The organism is Polynucleobacter sp. MWH-Adler-W8 (assembly GCF_001889925.1).
GTDB lineage: Bacteria > Pseudomonadota > Gammaproteobacteria > Burkholderiales > Burkholderiaceae > Polynucleobacter.
Genome location: NZ_LZFI01000004.1, coordinates 188,167 through 206,373 on the forward strand (window position 1 = coordinate 188,167; position 18,207 = coordinate 206,373).

Consider the following 18,207-nt stretch of genomic DNA (forward strand, 5'->3'; position numbering starts at 1 on the left):
TTTTAGGCTTTAAATTAATGAATGAGTACCATCTTTATAACTCAATTACTCCTGCTGCAGGGCAAACTAGAGAAAACCCTTAACACTCCATCATGATGCACTGCACACTAATTGGCGACCACAGCATATCGATTGATTTCTCAAAATCAAAGCAAGCTTTAAAAGATATTCATGAGCTTAGCAAATTGCTCTTAGCCGAAAAACCCTTATGGGCTGCTGAAATCGTGCCCGGATTGGATTCATTGGTTATTCAATTGCAGAGTGGAATTAAGGAGCCGAGCTTAACGCGCCAGCAAGCTTTCGCAGACCTAGAAAAAATGAGCAAGCAAGGAGAAAAGCAAAAGAAGTATTCAGCTTATCCGGCCAAAATTCACCGTATTCAAGTTTGCTATCACCCAGATGTTGCATTAGATCTACATGACATCGCCAAGGCCTGCAAACTATCCATTGAAGAGGCGGTCAATCTTCATAAGAACAATCTTTATACGGCAGATATTCTAGGTTTTATGCCTGGGTTTGCGTACTTCAGTGGCCTTAACCCTAAGTTGCTTTTACCTCGCCTGCCCTCTCCCCGGCCAGTAGTCCCGAAAGGTAGCGTGGCAATTGCAGAGCTACAAACCGCAATTTATCCACGAACTACACCTGGGGGATGGAATCTGATTGGTAGATCTCCTAATCAAATGTTTGATATTCAAAATCATCCCCCAGGATTATTCATGGCGGGCGACCAAATGCAGATTGAAGAAATTACATTGGATGAGTTTCAAAAATTAGATCAGAAAAATTCACATCAGGAAGTTATCCGCGCACTAGATAAAAACAATGCTGAAGGATCTATTGAAGTATTACAGTCGGGAACTTTTACGAGCATTCAAGATGAGCCAAGATTGGGATTTTCACATTGGGCAGTGGGCCCTGGAGGTGCTTGCGATTTATCCTCATTACATCTTGCCAATGCTTTAGTGGGCAATCCAATAGGAATGGCTGCTATAGAAATGACGTCTAGCGGTCCAACCCTTCTATTTCATCAAGCAACTTGTATCGCCTGGGTTGGAGCAGATTGCGATGGCATTGTGAATGGTCAACGCATCCCTGGGAATCGACCCGTTTGGTTGGCAAAGGGAAGTACGCTTAAATTCTTGCCGTTTAACTCCGGATTCCGTGCGGTATTAGCGATCGGCGGTGGGCTACAGTTACCAGAGATTTTAGGTCGCTCAGGATCACACATCAGTGCAGATATCGGACCAAAGCGTATAGAAAAAGGTCAAATTTTATCGCTCACGAATCCTCATGCGCCACTCAAATCCACCTTATTAAAATCTCTATTCAAAGAAGATCAATTGCCATGCTATGCAAAATGGCATGTGAGATCACCTTTTGTGCCTCTAAAAGCGGTTACCCCTGTCCATTGTTTAGCAGGCCCGCATTTATCCCTCCTCCCGATTAAAGAGCGAGAATTATTTTGGTCCACTATTTGGACTGTGAGCAATCAAAGTAACCGCATGGGCCTGCGTCTTCAAGGTGAGTTCAAGGTAAAAAAGGATTTACCCAACATCCCATCGCAAGCAATTACGTTTGGAACTTTACAGTTCCCACCGTCACATGAACCTATTGTGATGCTTGCAGAGCACCAAACCACTGGTGGATATCCACGCTTAGCTGAAATTATTCGCTCCGATATGGTGAAGCTAGCGCAATTAAGGCCAGGCGAAAAAATACAATTTATTCCTATAGATATTCAGGAGGCAGATCTTTTGAATACGGAAGCGTTAAAGTTACAACAATCAACCATTAACTCGATTCAAGCAATGATTCAAACCAGTGGAAATACATGATGGACATTAATAGCGATATGGGCGAAGGCTTTGGTGCCTGGGAAATGGGTAACGATGCCTTATTACTTAACTACATTACATCCACCAATATCGCCTGTGGATGGCATGCTGGTGATCCAGCCCGCATGAAGAAATTGGTTGAAATGGCAACCCAAAAGAGTGTGCATATTGGGGCGCACCCTGGCTTTCCGGATCTCGAGGGATTTGGAAGGCGAGAGATGGCTATATCTGAGCAAGATGCATACAACTATGTCCTCTACCAGGCTGGCGCCTTAAAAGCTTTTGTTAAGGCCGCCGGAACTACATTGCATCATGTCAAACCTCATGGTGCCCTATACAACCAAGCGGCTAAGGATATGAAGCTTGCCAGAGGAATAGCACGGGCCGTAAAAGATTTAGGCCCCGAAGTCATTTTGTATGGTTTAGCAGGAAGCTGCATGATCGATGCTGCAAAAGAATTGAATGTGCCGGTATGGCAAGAGGTATTCGCAGATCGCAAATACACTGAAGAAGGTTTTCTGGTTCCGCGAAGTCAGGCGGGTGCTGTCATTGAGGATGAATCCGAAGCGCTTAATCAAGCGATCGATATGTCAAGGAATGGGAAAGTGATTGCAATTGATGGCAGTGAAATCAAAATCCAGGCCGATACCCTGTGTATTCATGGCGACAATCCGCATGCGGTTGAATTTGCGAAAAAGATTAAAGACGCATTGCTTTAGGCTGCTCGCCGGCTTTTTGATTTCACCTGAAAAACGGTTGGAATAATCATGAGCTGGAATACAACGATTCCAAGGAACAAGGCTTTGGGTAAACCAGCATCCATAAAGAAGCCAAAAATAAATGGGCCAACTGCCGCGCCTAAATCAATCCCCGAATAGACGATTCCGTAAACACGTCCAGCTACCCCTTGTGGGGTTGCTTTTTTCACCAATAGATCTCGGGAAGGTGCCACCACTCCATATCCGAATCCCAGGGCAAAGAAAATGAGGGGAATGAGATCAATTGAAATAAATCCCGTAGATAGCAATAAGCACATTACTACCGTAATTGAGAGACAGGTGGAGACAATTCTTTCTGGTGCCTGCAACTTCGCCGCTAAGTAACCCCCAAATAAAACCCCTCCAGCACTCCCTAAGGCCAGAAGCGTGATGTAGTAACTGCCTACATTCAAAGGAATCTCATAAATACTAAAGAGCGCGCTTGGTGCAAAAGATTGCAGGCTGGATGTAGATGCCATGCTAAAGAAAAAGAAGACCCAACATAACCAAACTGCTGGCAACCGCAAGAACGCAAATGGACTTTCCTGAGTAACGCCGGGATTGGCAGCCTGTGCACTCGCATGCGTATTCTCATGACGCTCTTTGACATTATCTAAGAGGTCATTTTTATTAACCCAAAGAATCGCCAAGACACAAGCCTCTAGCAGGGCTGCAGACAAGAATGCAATCCGCCAATCAGCTAATTGAGCAATCGCCACCATGAAGGCTGGCGCAGCTGCCCAACCCAAGTAGCCGGTGACACCATGCATTGAATAGGCGTATGGAAGATTGGGTGGTGATACTTTGTGATTGATAAGCGTGTAATCAACAGGATGAAAAATACCATTACCGCAACCAGCAATGACCGCGCCCAGTAACAGCATGGCGTAACCATTGCTTTGTGAATATACCAGCGCTGCAAGTACAAGCAAACCAACACCACCGAAGAGAACTGGTCTAGCCCCAATACGGTCCACTAAAAAACCAGATGTAGCTTGAGCTATACAAGACACGACAAAAAAGACTGACATGAGTAAACCGAGTTCGGCATAACTCAATGCAAAAGCATCCTTCAACCATGGGAACATGGGAGGTAGCACTAAATGAAAGAAATGAGAGCTGCCGTGAGCTAGGCTAATGAGACCAATAACCCGGACATCACTGGCACGCCTACTAAGCGCAACAGTCATGTACCGAGTTTACTAGGGCAGGAATATTCCTGCTGAACTACGTATTTGCTACTTAGGACTACTTAATGAACCTGACGGCTAAAGCTAAACTCACCTGCCTTATCGACATCGACAGGCACTACATCCATGGGCCCAAACTTGCCCTCCAAAATCATCTTGGAGACTGGGTTTTCAATATGCTGCTGAATCGCCCGCTTAAGCGGTCTTGCTCCAAAGACTGGATCAAAGCCCACCTCGGCAATCTTATTCAGAGCGGCGTCACTGACCTCAAGCTGCATATCGACCTTAGCCAAACGATCTGACAAGTTTTTAAGCAGGATCTTTGCAATATTGGCAATGTTGCCTTTGTCCAAGCCATGGAATACAACGATTTCATCAATACGGTTCAAGAACTCAGGACGGAAGTGATTTTTTAATTCTTCAAATACCGCTTCTTTAATTTCTGCTTGCTTCTTATCTACCATTGACTGAATCAAATGCGAACCAATATTACTGGTCATCACAATGACGGTGTTCTTAAAGTCCACAGTACGGCCTTGACCATCGGTTAAGCGGCCATCATCAAGCACTTGCAAGAGTACGTTAAATACATCTGGATGCGCTTTCTCAATCTCATCGAACAAAATCACGCTATAAGGATGACGACGAACTTGCTCAGTTAAATAACCGCCCTCTTCATAACCTACGTAGCCAGGAGGCGCGCCGATTAAACGCGCAACGCTATGCTTCTCCATGAATTCACTCATATCAATCCGAATCAAATGATCTTCGCTATCAAACAAGAAGCCAGCCAATGCTTTGCAGAGCTCAGTCTTACCAACACCAGTTGGCCCAAGGAATAAGAATGAGCCGTAAGGACGATTCTCTTCTGCCAAACCAGCGCGGGAGCGACGAATTGCATCAGATACTGCACGAATCGCCTCTTCTTGACCAACCACGCGCTTATGCAATAACTCTTCCATCTTGAGCAATTTATCGCGTTCGCCCTGCATCATCTTGGATACCGGAATACCCGTCGCACGAGAAACTACTTCGGCAATTTCTTCTGCGCCAACTTGAGTGCGTAGTAATTTGTTTTTCACAAGGCCATCTTTATCGCCCTTGGCTTCTGCTGCAGCAGCAGACTTTAACTTAGCCTCGAGCTCAGGTAACTTGCCATATTGCAACTCAGCAACCTGCTCTAATTTGCCATCACGTTGTAACTTTGCAATATCTACTCTTACTTTTTCAATCTCCTCTTTCAGCTGAGCTGCGCCCAACACGGCCCCTTTCTCAGCCTTCCAAACCTCCTCTAAATCAGCATACTCAGCGCCCAGACGTTTAATTTCATCTTCAATGAGGCCTAGACGTTTTTGCGAAGCATCATCTTTTTCCTTCTTAACCGCTTCACGCTCAATCTTCAATTGAATCATGCGACGCTCCAGCCTATCCATCACTTCAGGCTTAGAGTCGATCTCCATTCGAATGCGCGAACCCGCTTCATCAATCAGATCAATCGCCTTATCTGGCAAGAAACGATCCGTAATGTAGCGATGCGATAACTCAGCAGCCGCAACAATCGCTGGATCAGTAATTTCGATACCATGATGCAGTTCATATCGCTCTTTAAGACCACGTAAGATGGCAATAGTTGCCTCAACGGTAGGCTCTTCCACCATCACTTTTTGAAAACGACGCTCCAAAGCAGGATCTTTTTCGATGTACTTGCGGTACTCATCCAAAGTCGTTGCCCCGATGCAATGCAATTCACCACGGGCCAAGGCGGGTTTGAGCATATTGCCGGCATCCATTGCGCCATCACCTTTACCAGCACCAACCATCGTATGAATCTCATCAATAAAGATAATGGTTTGACCTTCATCTTTAGCGACATCACTGAGAACTGCTTTCAAGCGCTCTTCGAATTCACCGCGGTACTTAGCGCCAGCTAGAAGTAAGGCCATATCCAAGACTAGGACGCGCTTATTTTTCAGAGTCTCAGGCACTTCGCCATTAACGATGCGCTGCGCTAAACCTTCAACGATCGCGGTCTTACCCACACCAGGCTCACCAATGAGTACAGGGTTATTCTTACCGCGACGTTGCAAAATCTGAATGGTGCGACGAATCTCATCATCACGACCAATGACTGGATCGAGTTTGCCCATACGAGCCCGCTCAGTCAAATCTACTGTGTATTTCTTTAAGGCTTCACGTTGGCCTTCAGCATCTGCACTATTCACTGATTCTCCTCCGCGCACTAAATCAATAGCCGCTTCTAACGATTTACGATTTAATCCATTATCTCGGGCAACTTTACCGAGCTCACCCTTGTCATCGGCCACTACCAGCAAGAACAACTCGCCAGCAATAAATTGATCATTACGCTTATTGGCTTCTTTTTCACAAAGATTTAGCCAGTTACTTAAATCACGGCCAACCTGCACTTCTCCACCAGTACCCTGCACCTCAGGGAAATTGCCAATAATCTTCTCAACGCCTTTTTCTAGGCCGGGAACATTAACTCCTGCTCGAGTTAATAGACTCTTGGCGCTACCATCAGAATCACGCAACATCGCCAACAGCAGATGGGCTGGCTCGATGTATTGATTGTCTTTAGCTAAAGCAATACTTTGGGCCTCACTTAAGGCCTCTTGAAATTTGGTTGTTAATTTATCTATTCTCATTTTTTGTACCCAATCAACTCCATCTATATCTATCTATAGAATATAAGGGCAATATTAATAATTTCAAGCATCTACCCCACTTTTAACCCTAATTTTTCCTATTTTGACCTGGCTTGTTTACCTTCTTGAATGCGCTGACGGCACCTACTATGCCGGCATCACCAATCGTATGGAGCATCGCTTAGAAGCCCATAACTCAGGGCAAGGCGCTCGCTATACGAGAGCGCGCAGACCAGTTGTACTCTTAGCCACTCAAGAGCACCCTAATCGATCTGAGGCATCGAAAGCCGAGCTTCGCCTAAAGAGCTTGCCGCGATCCCAAAAGCTGACTTTCTTTCAGAATTAGAAGTACTCATTGGCCATATGAGGTTAACCAAATTTGTGCATGACAAGTAAGTTAACTGTATGCATGAGCCCTACAATATAGGCATAAAAAACCAATTATTGAACTGGAGACTAATCATGCAACCAAAATGGGGAACTCGAGGAATGGCGGTCGCGCCACACTCCCTGGCATCAGAATCAGCCTTAGCTGTTTTACGAGAAGGCGGGAACGCCTTAGAAGCAATGATTGCTGCAGCAGCAACTATTGCTGTGGTCTACCCCCATATGAACTCCATAGGCGGAGACTCCTTCTGGGTTATTCATTCTCCTGGCAAAGCAATGGGTGGAATTGATGCCTGTGGCGCAGCTGCTGGTTTAGCGACAAAGCAATGGTACGCAGAACGCGGCATTACAAAAGCAATCCCTTTTCGTGGTGCAGTAGCGGCCAATACGGTTGCTGGAACCATATCCGGTTGGGGCGCAGCACACAAGTTATCAAAACAGGGGTTAGGAGGCAAACTACCGCTGTCCCGTCTGCTGGCAGATGCGATTCACTATGCAGAAGCTGGCACACCGGTTACCTTCAGCCAATCAAGCCTCACCGAAAAGAAGCGTAAGGAACTCAGCCCTATTCCTGGCTTTGCAGAGACTTTTTTGGTGGATGGCAAAGCGCCGACTGTTGGCAGCATCTTTAAGCAAGAACGTCTCGCAAAAACCTTGCACCAGATTGCCAAAAAAGGAACTGATGACTATTACCGCGGTGAACTGGCTGAATCATTAGCGAAAGAACTCGCAGAGTTAGGAAGTCCACTGAGATTAGATGACTTGCACCGTCACAAGGCAAAACTCATAGATCCTCTTGAGCTAAAACATAGTATGGGTAATGTCTACAACATGACGCCGCCTACACAAGGCGTTGTCTCATTGATGATCATCGGCATCTTGGATCAACTGAACTTAAAACGCTTCAAGGTGGATAGCCCAGAATACGTTCACCACTGCGTTGAAGCCACCAAGCAAGCATTTAAGATACGCGATCAGTTTGTAACAGATCCTGCGTATATGACAGAGAATGCGCAATCTTTCTTATCGCCTGCGTTCCTAAAAAAGTTAGCCAAGAATATTGACCCCAATAAAGCGCTTCCGTGGGGCCAAGGCAAAGGTCCTGCAGATACTATTTGGATGGGTGTTATTGACGGTGATGGTAATTGCGTTTCCTTCATTCAAAGCATCTATCATGAGTTTGGGGCGGGCATTGTGCTTCCTACCTCAGGTGTCAACTGGCAAAACCGGGGTTGCAGCTTTTCTCTCGATCCAAACACACTCAATCACCTTGAGCCGTATCGCAAGCCTTTTCACACCCTTAACCCAGCGATGGCTTTATTTAAAGATGGTCGCTCAATGGTTTATGGAACGATGGGTGGTGATGGTCAACCACAAACCCAGTGCGCAGTATTTACTCGTACAGCAACTTATGGCCTTGACCCACAGGATGCTATTAGTCGCCCACGCTGGTTACTGGGTCGCACCTGGGGACAAACGAGTGATAGCTTAAAACTAGAATCACGCTTTGGTCCAGAAGTCGCAAAAGAACTTCATGCCTTAGGCCATGAAATTGAAATGTTAGACGCCTTTGATGAAACCGTTGGTCATGCAGGTTGCATTATTCGCAACCCATCCGGAATATTGCAAGGCGGATGGGACCCTAGAAGCGATGGCGCAGTGAGCTCATTTTAGTATTGAACAATTATTTTGTGACATTAAAAAAGGCTACCTAATTGGTAGCCTTTTTTCTATGCAATATTTTTTAACTTATGCAGTCAGTGTCTTCATGTACTTAGCACGCATTGGGCGTAGTACGAAGAACGCAAGGAGAGCTGCAGTAGCATCCAACACGATCATGATGGCAAATACTGGTAGCCAACTATCAGTCACACCATGAATATAAGCTGCAACTGGAGCGCCGATAATGGAACCAACGCCTTGAGCCATGTATAAGAATCCGTAGTTTGTGGTGGCATGCTTTTGACCAAAGGTATCAGTCAAAGTAGATGGGAACAAGGAGAAAATCTCACCCCAACCAAAGAACACAATACCTGAGAGCAATACGAACATCACAGGATCAGAGCGCGTCATCACCCAAGCAGACATGGCAACAGCTTCCAAACCAAAAGCGATGGTCATCGTATATTCACGTCCAATGCGGTCAGATACCCAGCCAAATATTGGTCGAGTTAAACCATTGGTAACACGATCAATAGTTAATGCCAGAGGCAAGGCGGCCATACCAAAAACCATGGCTGATGTAATACCAAAATCTTTTGCAAATGCGCCCATCTGTGAGATCACCATCAATCCGGATGTAGACATCATGGACATCATCAAAAACATGAGCCAAAAAACTGGTGTCTTTAACATTACCTTTGGCGCAACTCCAGATGCAGCAGCCGCCATTTGATCGGCTGTTTGCACGCGATCAGCGTGAGGAACGCGAATACCTTGTGCAGCCAATAAGCCAACAGCACCAATAATGTATCCAAAGAATGTCAACGTGCCCTGAATGCCTGTCTCAGTCAAACTAGTCGAGATTGGGAAAGTCGTCAGCAATGCACCGATGCCGTAACCAGCAGCAACCATACCTACTGCAAAGCCACGATTATTTGGAAACCAACGAACCATTAAGCCAACAACGCCGATATAAACAATACCGGTGCCCAGGCCACCTAATACACCGTAGGTGAGGTAAAGATTAGATACGGTGGTGAGGTTAGCTGAAAGAACCCAGCTTGCGCCCGTCAGAATGGTGCCAATAGATAACAAAAGGCGGGGGCCAAACTTATCTACTAAATAACCTTGGAATGGTGAGAAAAAAGTCTGCAACACAATCAAGATCGAAAATGTTATTTGTAATTCGGTCAAAGTAACGCCAAGCTGACCCATGATCGGCTTCGTGAATAAAGCCCATACATATTGCGGGCTAGAAATGGACATCATACAAATGACACCCAAAGCCAATTGCACCCATTTCGACTTTAAGGGGTTACTACTAGCACTTTCCGTGCTCAATGCTGCTGCTGTCATGAGAATCTCCAGGGTTTTGTTGAATCAAAATTTCTTAATTGCTTTTGTTGTTGTATTTTGATCTAAATTTGCGGGTAATCACCAATATATTCCCTGAAATGGTGCAGAAGCACACATTTTGATGCAGCTTGATGCACCAATAAAAACCTCGAATGAGGATTTAATACATCAAGGAAAGTGAAGTCAGCTTAACTTCCAACGAGCCATTGCAACATTGTCAGTTACACGGGCATCAACCCAGCGAGCACCATCAGGGGTGTCTTCTTTTTTCCAGAATGGCGCTGCTGTTTTGAGGTAATCCATAATGAACTCACAAGCAGCAAAAGCTTCACCTCTATGTGCACTAGCGACCGCTACCAGCACGATTTGATCTTCGGGCAACAAAGGACCAACACGATGAATTACTAGGGTTTGATAAATATCCCAGCGGGCCTTGGCTTGATCCAGAATTTCCTGTAAAGCCTTCTCAGTCATGCCGGGGTAGTGCTCAAGCGTCATGCCTTTTACTTGTCTACCGTCATTCATATCGCGGACGGTACCCAAGAAAGTCACTACCGCACCAACACGTGGATCACCTTTGCGTAGTGAGGCTATTTCTTCACTGACATCAAAATCACTTTCTTGGATTTTGATCGGCATATCAGCCTCCAGTTACCGGAGGAAAGAAAGCCACTTCAGCACCATCTTGCAATGGGGTGCTTGCATCAACCATATGCTGATGCAAAGCGCAACGCAATACTTTACCTTCTGCTAAGACCTCAGCCCAAGGGCTACCGCGCTCGATAAGATACGACCTAAGATCGGCAATGGTTTTGATTGTTGCGGGAATAGTGATACTCTCTTGCGAGACACCAAGGGCTTCACGCAATGAGGCAAAGAATCGTAATTCGAGTTTCATGAGCTTATCGTAAACCGATTATTTGAGAAGCGCATCAAAAGGGATGTACTTCACTAGATCACCAGTTTTAATTGGCTGGTTTGGTGGGCAATCTAACAAACCATCACCCCAAGAGGCGCTTGTGAGGACGCCAGAGCTTTGATTGGGGAATAAATCTAAGCCGCCTTGATCATTAATCTTGACACGTAAAAACTCATTGCGACGATCAGCTTTTAACCAATCAAAATCAGCGCGCATGAAATAGGATTGCGGAAGCTTGGCTTCGCGCCCCTGCAACTTCAAAATGAAAGGACGCACGAACAATAGGAAGGTAACGAAGCTAGAAACTGGATTACCTGGCAAACCAATAAACCAGGCCTCACCATCTTTGGGCTCATCTGATTTGCGAACTGCACCAAAGGCCAGCGGCTTACCAGGCTTAATGGCGATCTGCCACAGATCCAATCTACCCTCAGCAGTAACTGCCGGCTTAATATGATCTTCTTCACCAACTGAAACACCGCCGGAAGTGATGATCAAATCATGATCTTTACTGGCCTTACGCAATGCTGCGCGTGTTGCATCTAGGCGGTCTGGAACAATGCCTAAATCGGTCGCGTCACAACCTAAAGACTTGAGACAAGCCAATAAAGTATCGCGATTAGAGTTATATATGCCGCCTGGTTTTAAGGGCTCACCTGGAAGTGCCAACTCATCACCAGTGAAAAATGCTGCCACCCTTACCCGACGCTTAACGTTTAAATGAGTCAATCCGGCTGAAGCAGCAACACCTAACTCCTGTGGGCGCAAGAATGTGCCAGCAGTCAAACAAGTTTTGCCAGCTGTTAAATCTTCGCCTCTGCGACGAATCCACTGACCTGATGTTGGCGCAATATTGATGGTTACTTGATTAGTCTCACTGTCTGTCGCGCAATCCTCTTGCATTACCACTGCATCAGAACCAGGAGGAACGGGAGCACCAGTAAAAATTCTGGCAACAGTACCGGGCTCCAGTTGCATGCCCATAGAGCCAGCTGGAATACGTTGAGCAATCTTGAGAATACTTCCAGCATTTTGAGTATCCGCAGTGCGCACGGCATAACCATCCATCGAGGTGTTATCCAATGGCGGCACATCAACGAGGCTATTTACGTTTTCAGAGAGCACACGACCTAGGGCGGCCTGCATAGCAACCTTCTCATTCTCAATGACTGCTTGAGCATGAGAAAGCAAATGATTTAAAGCCTGCTGCGCAGTCAACATCGGTGGCTTAGTCATAGCAGTTTGTATTGCTCGGTGAGTATTAATTGAGATGGGTTGTGATGAAATCTTTTACTTGATTTACATCTGCATCGATATTCTCTACACGCTGCGGCTTGGACTTAATGTCTTTGAAAGCAGGCGGACATTCTGCAGGGCGACCTAAAGCAACTTCAATAGTTTCTTCAAACTTAATTGGGAGCGCTGTCTCAAGTACAATCATCGGAATACCGGCCTGCAGATGATCGCGAGCTACCTTAATGCCATCAGCAGTATGCGTATCAATCATGACGCCGTAGCGTTTATCAATGTCACGAATAGTTTCTAGGCGATTCTCATGGGTGCTGCGGCCAGACTGAAAGCCATATTTACCAAGCTCTTTAAAGACTATATCTTTCGAGATATCAAAACCACCAACTTCATCAACCTGCTTGAACATAGCTGCAGTTGCTTTGCCATCTTGACCCATAAAATCAAATACGAAGCGCTCAAAATTACTAGCTTTAGAGATGTCCATCGAAGGGCTGGAAGTATGCAAGGTCTCAGCAGACTTACGTGCACGATAGATGCCTGTGGAAAAGAATTCATCCAATACATTGTTTTCATTGGTAGCAACGATGAGATGCTCGATAGGCAAACCCATCATGCGGGCGATATGACCAGCGCAGACATTACCGAAGTTACCGGATGGTACGGTGAATGAGACTTTTTCGGAGCTGGACTTAGTGGCCAGTAGATAACCTTGAAAGTAGTACACCACCTGAGCCACTACACGACCCCAATTAATGGAGTTCACGGTACCAATTTGGTTCTTCGCTTTAAAAGCATGGTCATTGCTGACTGCCTTAACAATATCCTGGCAGTCATCGAAGACACCAGCTACTGCTAAGTTAAAAATATTAGGATCTTGCAAGGAATACATCTGTGCAGACTGAAAGGCACTCATCTTGCCGCGGGGAGAAAGCATAAATACCTTCACACCCTCTTTACCGCGCATCGCATATTCAGCTGCGCTACCCGTATCACCAGATGTAGCGCCCAAAATATTGAGCTGCTGACCTTTTTTCTTGAGAGTGTACTCAAAAAGATTGCCCAGCAATTGCATGGCCATGTCTTTAAAAGCCAAGGTTGGGCCATTTGAAAGACTCAATAGCCCAATGCGTGTTCCCTGCTCTTCGCCCAACCAATGCAAAGGCGTGATGTCTTTAGCGTTATCTTGTGCACGGCCATTGCAATAGACCTGCTCGGTATACGTTTTACGCAAGATTGCACGCAAATCCGCCTCAGGAATATCGTCGCAATACAGACTCAATACTTCATAAGCGAGGTCTGCGTATGACAAGCCGCGCCAAGAATCCAATTGCGCTGCAGTGACTTGTGGGTATTGAGTAGGTAAATACAACCCGCCATCAGGCGCCAATCCACCCAACAAAATTTCTAAGAAGGATTGTTGTGGACTATTGCCACGAGTAGATTGGTAACGCATATATTTTGCTGAGTTTTACTTAAGACAGATTTTCTAAACGGATCTTCACCACTTCGCCAGTAACTGTCTTGAGATTCTGAATCTCTTTAATCGCGGCAAGCATGTTCTTTTCTTTAGTCTCGTGAGTTAAAGCCACCAAATCAGTTTGACTTTCACCCTCATCAGCTTCTTTTTGCAAAAGTGCGTCAATAGAAACACCATGCGATGCCAAAATTTTAGTGATGTCAGCTAATACGCCAGCTTGATCAGCTACACGCAAGCGCAGATAGTAACTAGTAGTGATTTCGCCAATAGGGAGCACTGGTGTGTCATGGACAGCATCTGGCTGGAAGGCCAAGTAAGGCACACGATGCTCAGCGTCAGCGCTTAGCAAACGAGTGATATCTACTAAGTCAGCAATCACTGCGGAAGCAGTTGGCTCAGAGCCTGCACCTTTGCCGTAATACAAAGTTGTTCCAACGGCATCGCCAAATACTTGCACGGCATTCATGGCGCCCTCAACGTTTGCAATCAAACGCTTGGAAGGAATGAGAGTTGGATGGACACGCAACTCGACACCAGTTGACGTTTTCTTGGCAATGCCAAGCAACTTAATGCGATAGCCTAATTGCTCTGCATACTTAATATCAATTGCATCTAATTTAGTGATGCCTTCGATGTGTGCTTTTTCAAACTGCATTGGAATACCAAATGCAATCGCACTCATGATGGTCGCTTTATGAGCAGCATCAACACCTTCGATGTCAAAAGTCGGATCTGCTTCTGCATAGCCTAGGCGTTGCGCTTCTTTAAGCACTGTTGCGAAATCCAAACCTTTGTCGCGCATCTCTGACAGGATGAAATTCGTAGTGCCATTAATGATGCCTGCAATCCATTCGATACGGTTCGCTGTTAAGCCTTCACGCAACGCTTTAATAATGGGGATACCACCAGCAACAGCAGCTTCAAAGGCAACCATCACGCCCTTAGCATGCGCAGCCTTAAAGATTTCGTTACCATGAACAGCAATCAATGCTTTATTAGCTGTAACTACGTGCTTACCTGCCGCAATTGCCTCAAGAACCAAGTCTTTAGCTATGCCATAACCACCAATAAGCTCAACAACGATGTCGATCTCTGGGTTATTGATCACGGCACGAGCATCACTCACCACCTGCGCGCGGTCTTTAACCAACTCTTTGGCACGCTCTACATTTAAATCAGCAACCGTATTAATACGAATGCCGCGCCCAGCACGACGAGTAATTTCATCTTGGTTACGCTCGAGAACAGTGAATACGCCACCACCAACAGTGCCAATACCTAACAGACCTACTTGAATCGGTTTCATGATGCCTTTGCTGCAGTTGAAGAAGCCTTGCGGCTGTGCTTATTACGATAACGCTCCAGAAAACGAGCAAGGCGGCCTATAGCTTCCTTGAGAACATCTTCGTGAGGCAAGAACACTACACGGAAGTGATCAGGTTTGCCCCAGTTGAAACCAGAGCCCTGCACTAACAATACTTTTTCTTCTTTTAAAAGATCAGCTACAAATTGCTGATCATCTTCAATTGGATAAACCTCAGGATCTAGCTTTGGAAATAAATACAAAGCAGATTTTGGCTTCACGCAAGTCACGCCTGGAATATCAGTTATGAGCTTCCATGCAAGATCACGTTGCTTTGCAAGGCGGCCACCCTCACCCACTAAATCATTAATGCTTTGATAACCACCCAATGCTGTTTGAATCGCATATTGACCTGGCACGTTCGCACACAAGCGCATTGAGGCCAACATATTGAGCCCCTCGATATAGTCTCGGACCATCTCTTTATCGCCTGAAACCACCATCCAGCCGGCACGGTAGCCGCAGGAACGGTAATTCTTAGAAAGACCATTGAAAGTAATGATGACTACATCAGTAGATAAAGAAGCTAACGAGAGATGCCTCTCACCGTCGTACAACATCTTGTCGTAAATCTCGTCCGCAAACAAAATCAAACCATGTTCACGAGCAATTTGAGTTAACTCCAGCAGCACTTCTTTGGAGTAAATTGCACCAGTAGGATTGTTTGGATTAATCACCACAATCGCTTTGGTACGCGGTGTAATTTTTTTACGGAGATCGTTTAAGTCTGGCGCCCACTCTTTGGATTCATCACAAAGATAGTGCACTGGTGTGCCACTCGACAAACTGACTGCAGCAGTCCAAAGCGGGTAATCTGGTGTTGGGACCAATACCTCATCACCATCATTTAAGAGTGCATTCATCGACAGAACGATGAGCTCAGAAACACCATTGCCGGTATAGACATCATCCAAGGTCACGCCTTGAATGCCTTTTTCTTGGCAATACTGCATGATGGCTTTGCGAGCAGCAAAGATTCCCTTGGAATCAGAATAAGCTGATGCATTGCTTAAATTGCGAATCATGTCCAACTGAATCTCTTCAGGCGGATCAAAACCGAAAACCCCTACGTTTCCGATGTTTAATTTGATGATTTTGTGGCCCTCTTCCTCCATGCGCTGAGCAAGCTCAAGCACCGGCCCACGTATGTCATAACAGACGTTATCGAGCTTTTGGGACTTTAGGATCGGTTTCACAATAAATTTAAGGGTAAGTTCTTGAAATATGAGAAAAAACAGCTAGCTATAATCCACATAATTATGACAGAGAGTCCACTTGAAGCTTCAATCTGACCCCCATTCCGGAGCGAATACGATCACTGGCTATGGCGATGGCTACGTAGAGATCAATAAGATCCCTTACGACCATGCGGTCCTACTCAGCTCGGACGGCGCCATCTCTAACTGGTCTGCGCAAACATTTGATAGCTTAGAAGCTAGTCATTTCGCGCAAATGGTTGATTTAAAACCAGAATTAATCCTCATCGGGACCGGTAGCCGCCAGCGCTTTCCTAAGCCAGAACTCCTTAAATCCTTGATTGAAGCCAAAATTGGCTTTGAAATCATGGATTCTCAAGCCGCCTGCCGCACTTACAACATCCTAGTCGGTGAGGGTCGTCAGGTCGTGCTTGCCCTGATTGTGGAACCCACTTAATGCAATTTGGCCAGATTCGGCAGTCATCAGCCCTGCACCCAGGCAAGATTTTGCTGCTGGTCATTATTTACGGCCTGCTTTGGTTTGGCACCCTCAATTACCGCCACCTTATCCCATCCGACGAAGGCCGCTATGCAGAAATAGCACGAGAAATGCTGGTTACCGGTGATTGGATTACTCCGCGTTACAACGGTTATAAGTATTTTGAAAAACCCCCTCTTCAAGCTTGGGCAACTGCCGCCGCATTTCAGGCATTTGGTATTGGCGATTGGCAAGCGCGCCTTTGGACAGCGCTAACGGGTTTCCTAACTATTCTTTTGGTCGGCTTTACTGGTGCGCGCATCTTCAACGCGAGAGCAGGATGGTTGGCTGCTGTTGTATTGGCATCGAGTCCGATGTGGATTATCAGTGGTCACTTCAATTCGCTCGACATGGGCTTGTCCTCATTTTTAGTGGCGGCTCTTTGTAGCCTCTTGCTTGCACAAACTTCGCATAACAAAAATAACTGTCGCAACTGGATGTGGGCTTGCTGGATTTTTATGGCGCTAGCAACACTATCCAAAGGTGTTATTGGCGTAGCGATTCCTGCAATGGTGTTTATTGCTTACTCCATTAGTACATGGGACTGGAAAATCTGGGCTCGCTTGCGTTTATTTAGTGGAACTATTTTGTTCTTAGCTATCACTGCCCCTTGGTTTGTATTGGTAGCGCAACGCAATCCCGAGTTTCTAGAGTTCTTCTTTATTCATGAACATCTACAACGCTTCACACAAGATGATCACAGTAGAACTGGCCCGATTTACTACTTTGTACCACTCCTCCTCATTGGCCTACTCCCCTGGATTCTGCAGGTCCCTGGGGCGTTTGCACAAGCATGGAGCGAGCGCCGTCGCGAATTCTCAGCGGGCTGGTTATTAGTCTGCTGGTTTGCTGTGATCTTTGCATTCTTTAGCGTATCGCACTCTAAGCTTCCGGGTTACATCATCCCCGTTTTCCCAGCGCTCGCTTTAATTATTGGCAATCGTTTAGATCGCTTACTTGGTCACACCAAAACCATGGCATTACCATGGAAATTACAGACACTTTGCTTTGCAATTTTGGGGTGTGTTGGATTTTTCTTTTTAGATGCCATTGGTAAACAAGCAAGACCTGATGAGATTGAAGCTTATGCACAATATACCTATTGGGTGATTGCTGCATTAGTAGCGCTTGTCAGTTTTAGCGCTTACGCTGCATGGCAAAGCAAGCGCAATGGCATTCAAAGCATCGTCAGCTTTGCTTGTGGGTTCCTTCTCTGCGCGATCATCACAGGAACAGGTCACGAGACATTGGGCCGCGCAGTTTCTGGTATCGACCTAGTCGAGCGAGTCAAAGCCTCTATTCCAGAAAAAGTGAACTTCTATTCAGTGCGTCTTTTGGATCACACCGTGCCTTTCTATTTAGGCAGAACGATGATCATGGTTGAATCACCCGATGAGCTTGAGTTTGGGGTTAATCAAGAGCCAGAACTTTGGATGCCAACATTAGACGCCTTTATTACCCGCTGGCAAGAAGATCAAACAGCTTATGCCATGATGGTTCCAGAGCAATTTGATGCGCTTAATACTCAGGGCTTCCCAATGCAGGAAGTCGATCGTGATTCACGCAGGGTCATTGTCAAGCATCCAGATATCTCGCAGTAATATAGGAC

15 protein-coding genes are annotated in these 18,207 nt (G+C 45.9%); 6 read left to right on the forward strand and 9 right to left on the reverse strand.

Features of this window, described 5'->3' with window-relative positions; all coding sequences use genetic code 11:
- The first annotated feature begins 92 nt into the window (after positions 1 to 92).
- Positions 93 to 1,835 carry an urea amidolyase family protein gene (locus AOC28_RS06225; RefSeq protein ID WP_072583095.1) on the forward strand — a complete coding sequence of 581 codons (1,743 nt, stop codon included), beginning with the start codon at positions 93 to 95 and terminating at the stop codon, positions 1,833 to 1,835.
- Positions 1,832 to 2,554: a 5-oxoprolinase subunit PxpA gene (locus AOC28_RS06230; RefSeq protein ID WP_072583096.1), complete on the forward strand. Its 723-nt coding sequence runs from the start codon at positions 1,832 to 1,834 to the stop codon at positions 2,552 to 2,554. The genes AOC28_RS06225 and AOC28_RS06230 overlap by 4 nt, the downstream gene beginning before the upstream one ends.
- Here the strand turns inward: AOC28_RS06230 and AOC28_RS06235 are convergent.
- Together AOC28_RS06235 and clpB are read right to left on the reverse strand one after the other, a co-directional pair.
- Positions 2,551 to 3,783 carry an MFS transporter gene (locus AOC28_RS06235; protein WP_072583097.1) on the reverse strand — a complete coding sequence of 411 codons (1,233 nt, stop codon included), beginning with the start codon at positions 3,781 to 3,783 and terminating at the stop codon, positions 2,551 to 2,553. The two genes, AOC28_RS06230 and AOC28_RS06235, sit on opposite strands and share 4 nt — an antisense overlap.
- A gap of 62 nt (positions 3,784 to 3,845) precedes the next feature.
- Complete coding sequence (clpB, locus tag AOC28_RS06240) at positions 3,846 to 6,449, reverse strand: ATP-dependent chaperone ClpB (protein ID WP_072583098.1); 2,604 nt, start codon at positions 6,447 to 6,449, stop codon at positions 3,846 to 3,848.
- 103 nt (positions 6,450 to 6,552) lie between these two features.
- On the opposite strand from clpB, the gene AOC28_RS06245 reads away from it, so the two are divergent.
- Positions 6,553 to 6,795, forward strand: a complete 243-nt coding sequence (locus AOC28_RS06245) for a GIY-YIG nuclease family protein (RefSeq protein ID WP_083564245.1) — start codon at positions 6,553 to 6,555, stop codon at positions 6,793 to 6,795.
- 116 nt (positions 6,796 to 6,911) lie between these two features.
- The gene (gene ggt / locus AOC28_RS06250) at positions 6,912 to 8,510 is read left to right on the forward strand and encodes a gamma-glutamyltransferase (RefSeq protein ID WP_143143891.1); all 1,599 of its coding nucleotides are present in this window, start codon (positions 6,912 to 6,914) and stop codon (positions 8,508 to 8,510) included.
- A gap of 75 nt (positions 8,511 to 8,585) precedes the next feature.
- On the opposite strand, the gene oxlT is transcribed toward ggt, so the two are convergent.
- The 7 genes from oxlT to AOC28_RS06285 form a co-directional block, all read right to left on the reverse strand.
- Complete coding sequence (gene oxlT, locus AOC28_RS06255) at positions 8,586 to 9,854, reverse strand: oxalate/formate MFS antiporter (RefSeq protein ID WP_072583100.1); 1,269 nt, start codon at positions 9,852 to 9,854, stop codon at positions 8,586 to 8,588.
- Between the two features lie 183 nt (positions 9,855 to 10,037).
- The gene (moaE, locus tag AOC28_RS06260; protein ID WP_072583101.1) at positions 10,038 to 10,493 is read right to left on the reverse strand and encodes a molybdopterin synthase catalytic subunit MoaE; all 456 of its coding nucleotides are present in this window, start codon (positions 10,491 to 10,493) and stop codon (positions 10,038 to 10,040) included.
- Position 10,494: 1 nt separating this feature from the next.
- Positions 10,495 to 10,752: a molybdopterin converting factor subunit 1 gene (gene moaD, locus AOC28_RS06265; RefSeq protein WP_072583102.1), complete on the reverse strand. Its 258-nt coding sequence runs from the start codon at positions 10,750 to 10,752 to the stop codon at positions 10,495 to 10,497.
- An 18-nt stretch (positions 10,753 to 10,770) separates the two neighbouring features.
- Positions 10,771 to 12,009 carry a gephyrin-like molybdotransferase Glp gene (glp, locus tag AOC28_RS06270; protein WP_348534721.1) on the reverse strand — a complete coding sequence of 413 codons (1,239 nt, stop codon included), beginning with the start codon at positions 12,007 to 12,009 and terminating at the stop codon, positions 10,771 to 10,773.
- A 25-nt stretch (positions 12,010 to 12,034) separates the two neighbouring features.
- Positions 12,035 to 13,477, reverse strand: coding sequence for a threonine synthase (gene thrC, locus AOC28_RS06275; protein WP_072583104.1), 1,443 nt, complete (start codon positions 13,475 to 13,477; stop codon positions 12,035 to 12,037).
- A 19-nt stretch (positions 13,478 to 13,496) separates the two neighbouring features.
- The gene (locus tag AOC28_RS06280) at positions 13,497 to 14,807 is read right to left on the reverse strand and encodes a homoserine dehydrogenase (RefSeq protein WP_072583105.1); all 1,311 of its coding nucleotides are present in this window, start codon (positions 14,805 to 14,807) and stop codon (positions 13,497 to 13,499) included.
- The gene (locus AOC28_RS06285) at positions 14,804 to 16,060 is read right to left on the reverse strand and encodes a pyridoxal phosphate-dependent aminotransferase (protein ID WP_072583106.1); all 1,257 of its coding nucleotides are present in this window, start codon (positions 16,058 to 16,060) and stop codon (positions 14,804 to 14,806) included. The genes AOC28_RS06280 and AOC28_RS06285 overlap by 4 nt, the downstream gene beginning before the upstream one ends.
- Before the next feature lie 79 nt (positions 16,061 to 16,139).
- Here AOC28_RS06285 and AOC28_RS06290 point away from each other — a divergent pair, with 79 nt between their 5' ends.
- Both AOC28_RS06290 and AOC28_RS06295 read left to right on the forward strand, forming a co-directional pair.
- Positions 16,140 to 16,517 (forward strand): Mth938-like domain-containing protein, encoded by a 378-nt coding sequence (locus AOC28_RS06290; RefSeq protein WP_072583107.1) that lies wholly within the window; start codon positions 16,140 to 16,142, stop codon positions 16,515 to 16,517.
- Positions 16,517 to 18,199, forward strand: a complete 1,683-nt coding sequence (locus AOC28_RS06295; RefSeq protein WP_072583108.1) for a glycosyltransferase family 39 protein — start codon at positions 16,517 to 16,519, stop codon at positions 18,197 to 18,199. The genes AOC28_RS06290 and AOC28_RS06295 overlap by 1 nt, the downstream gene beginning before the upstream one ends.
- Positions 18,200 to 18,207: the final 8 nt, after the last annotated feature.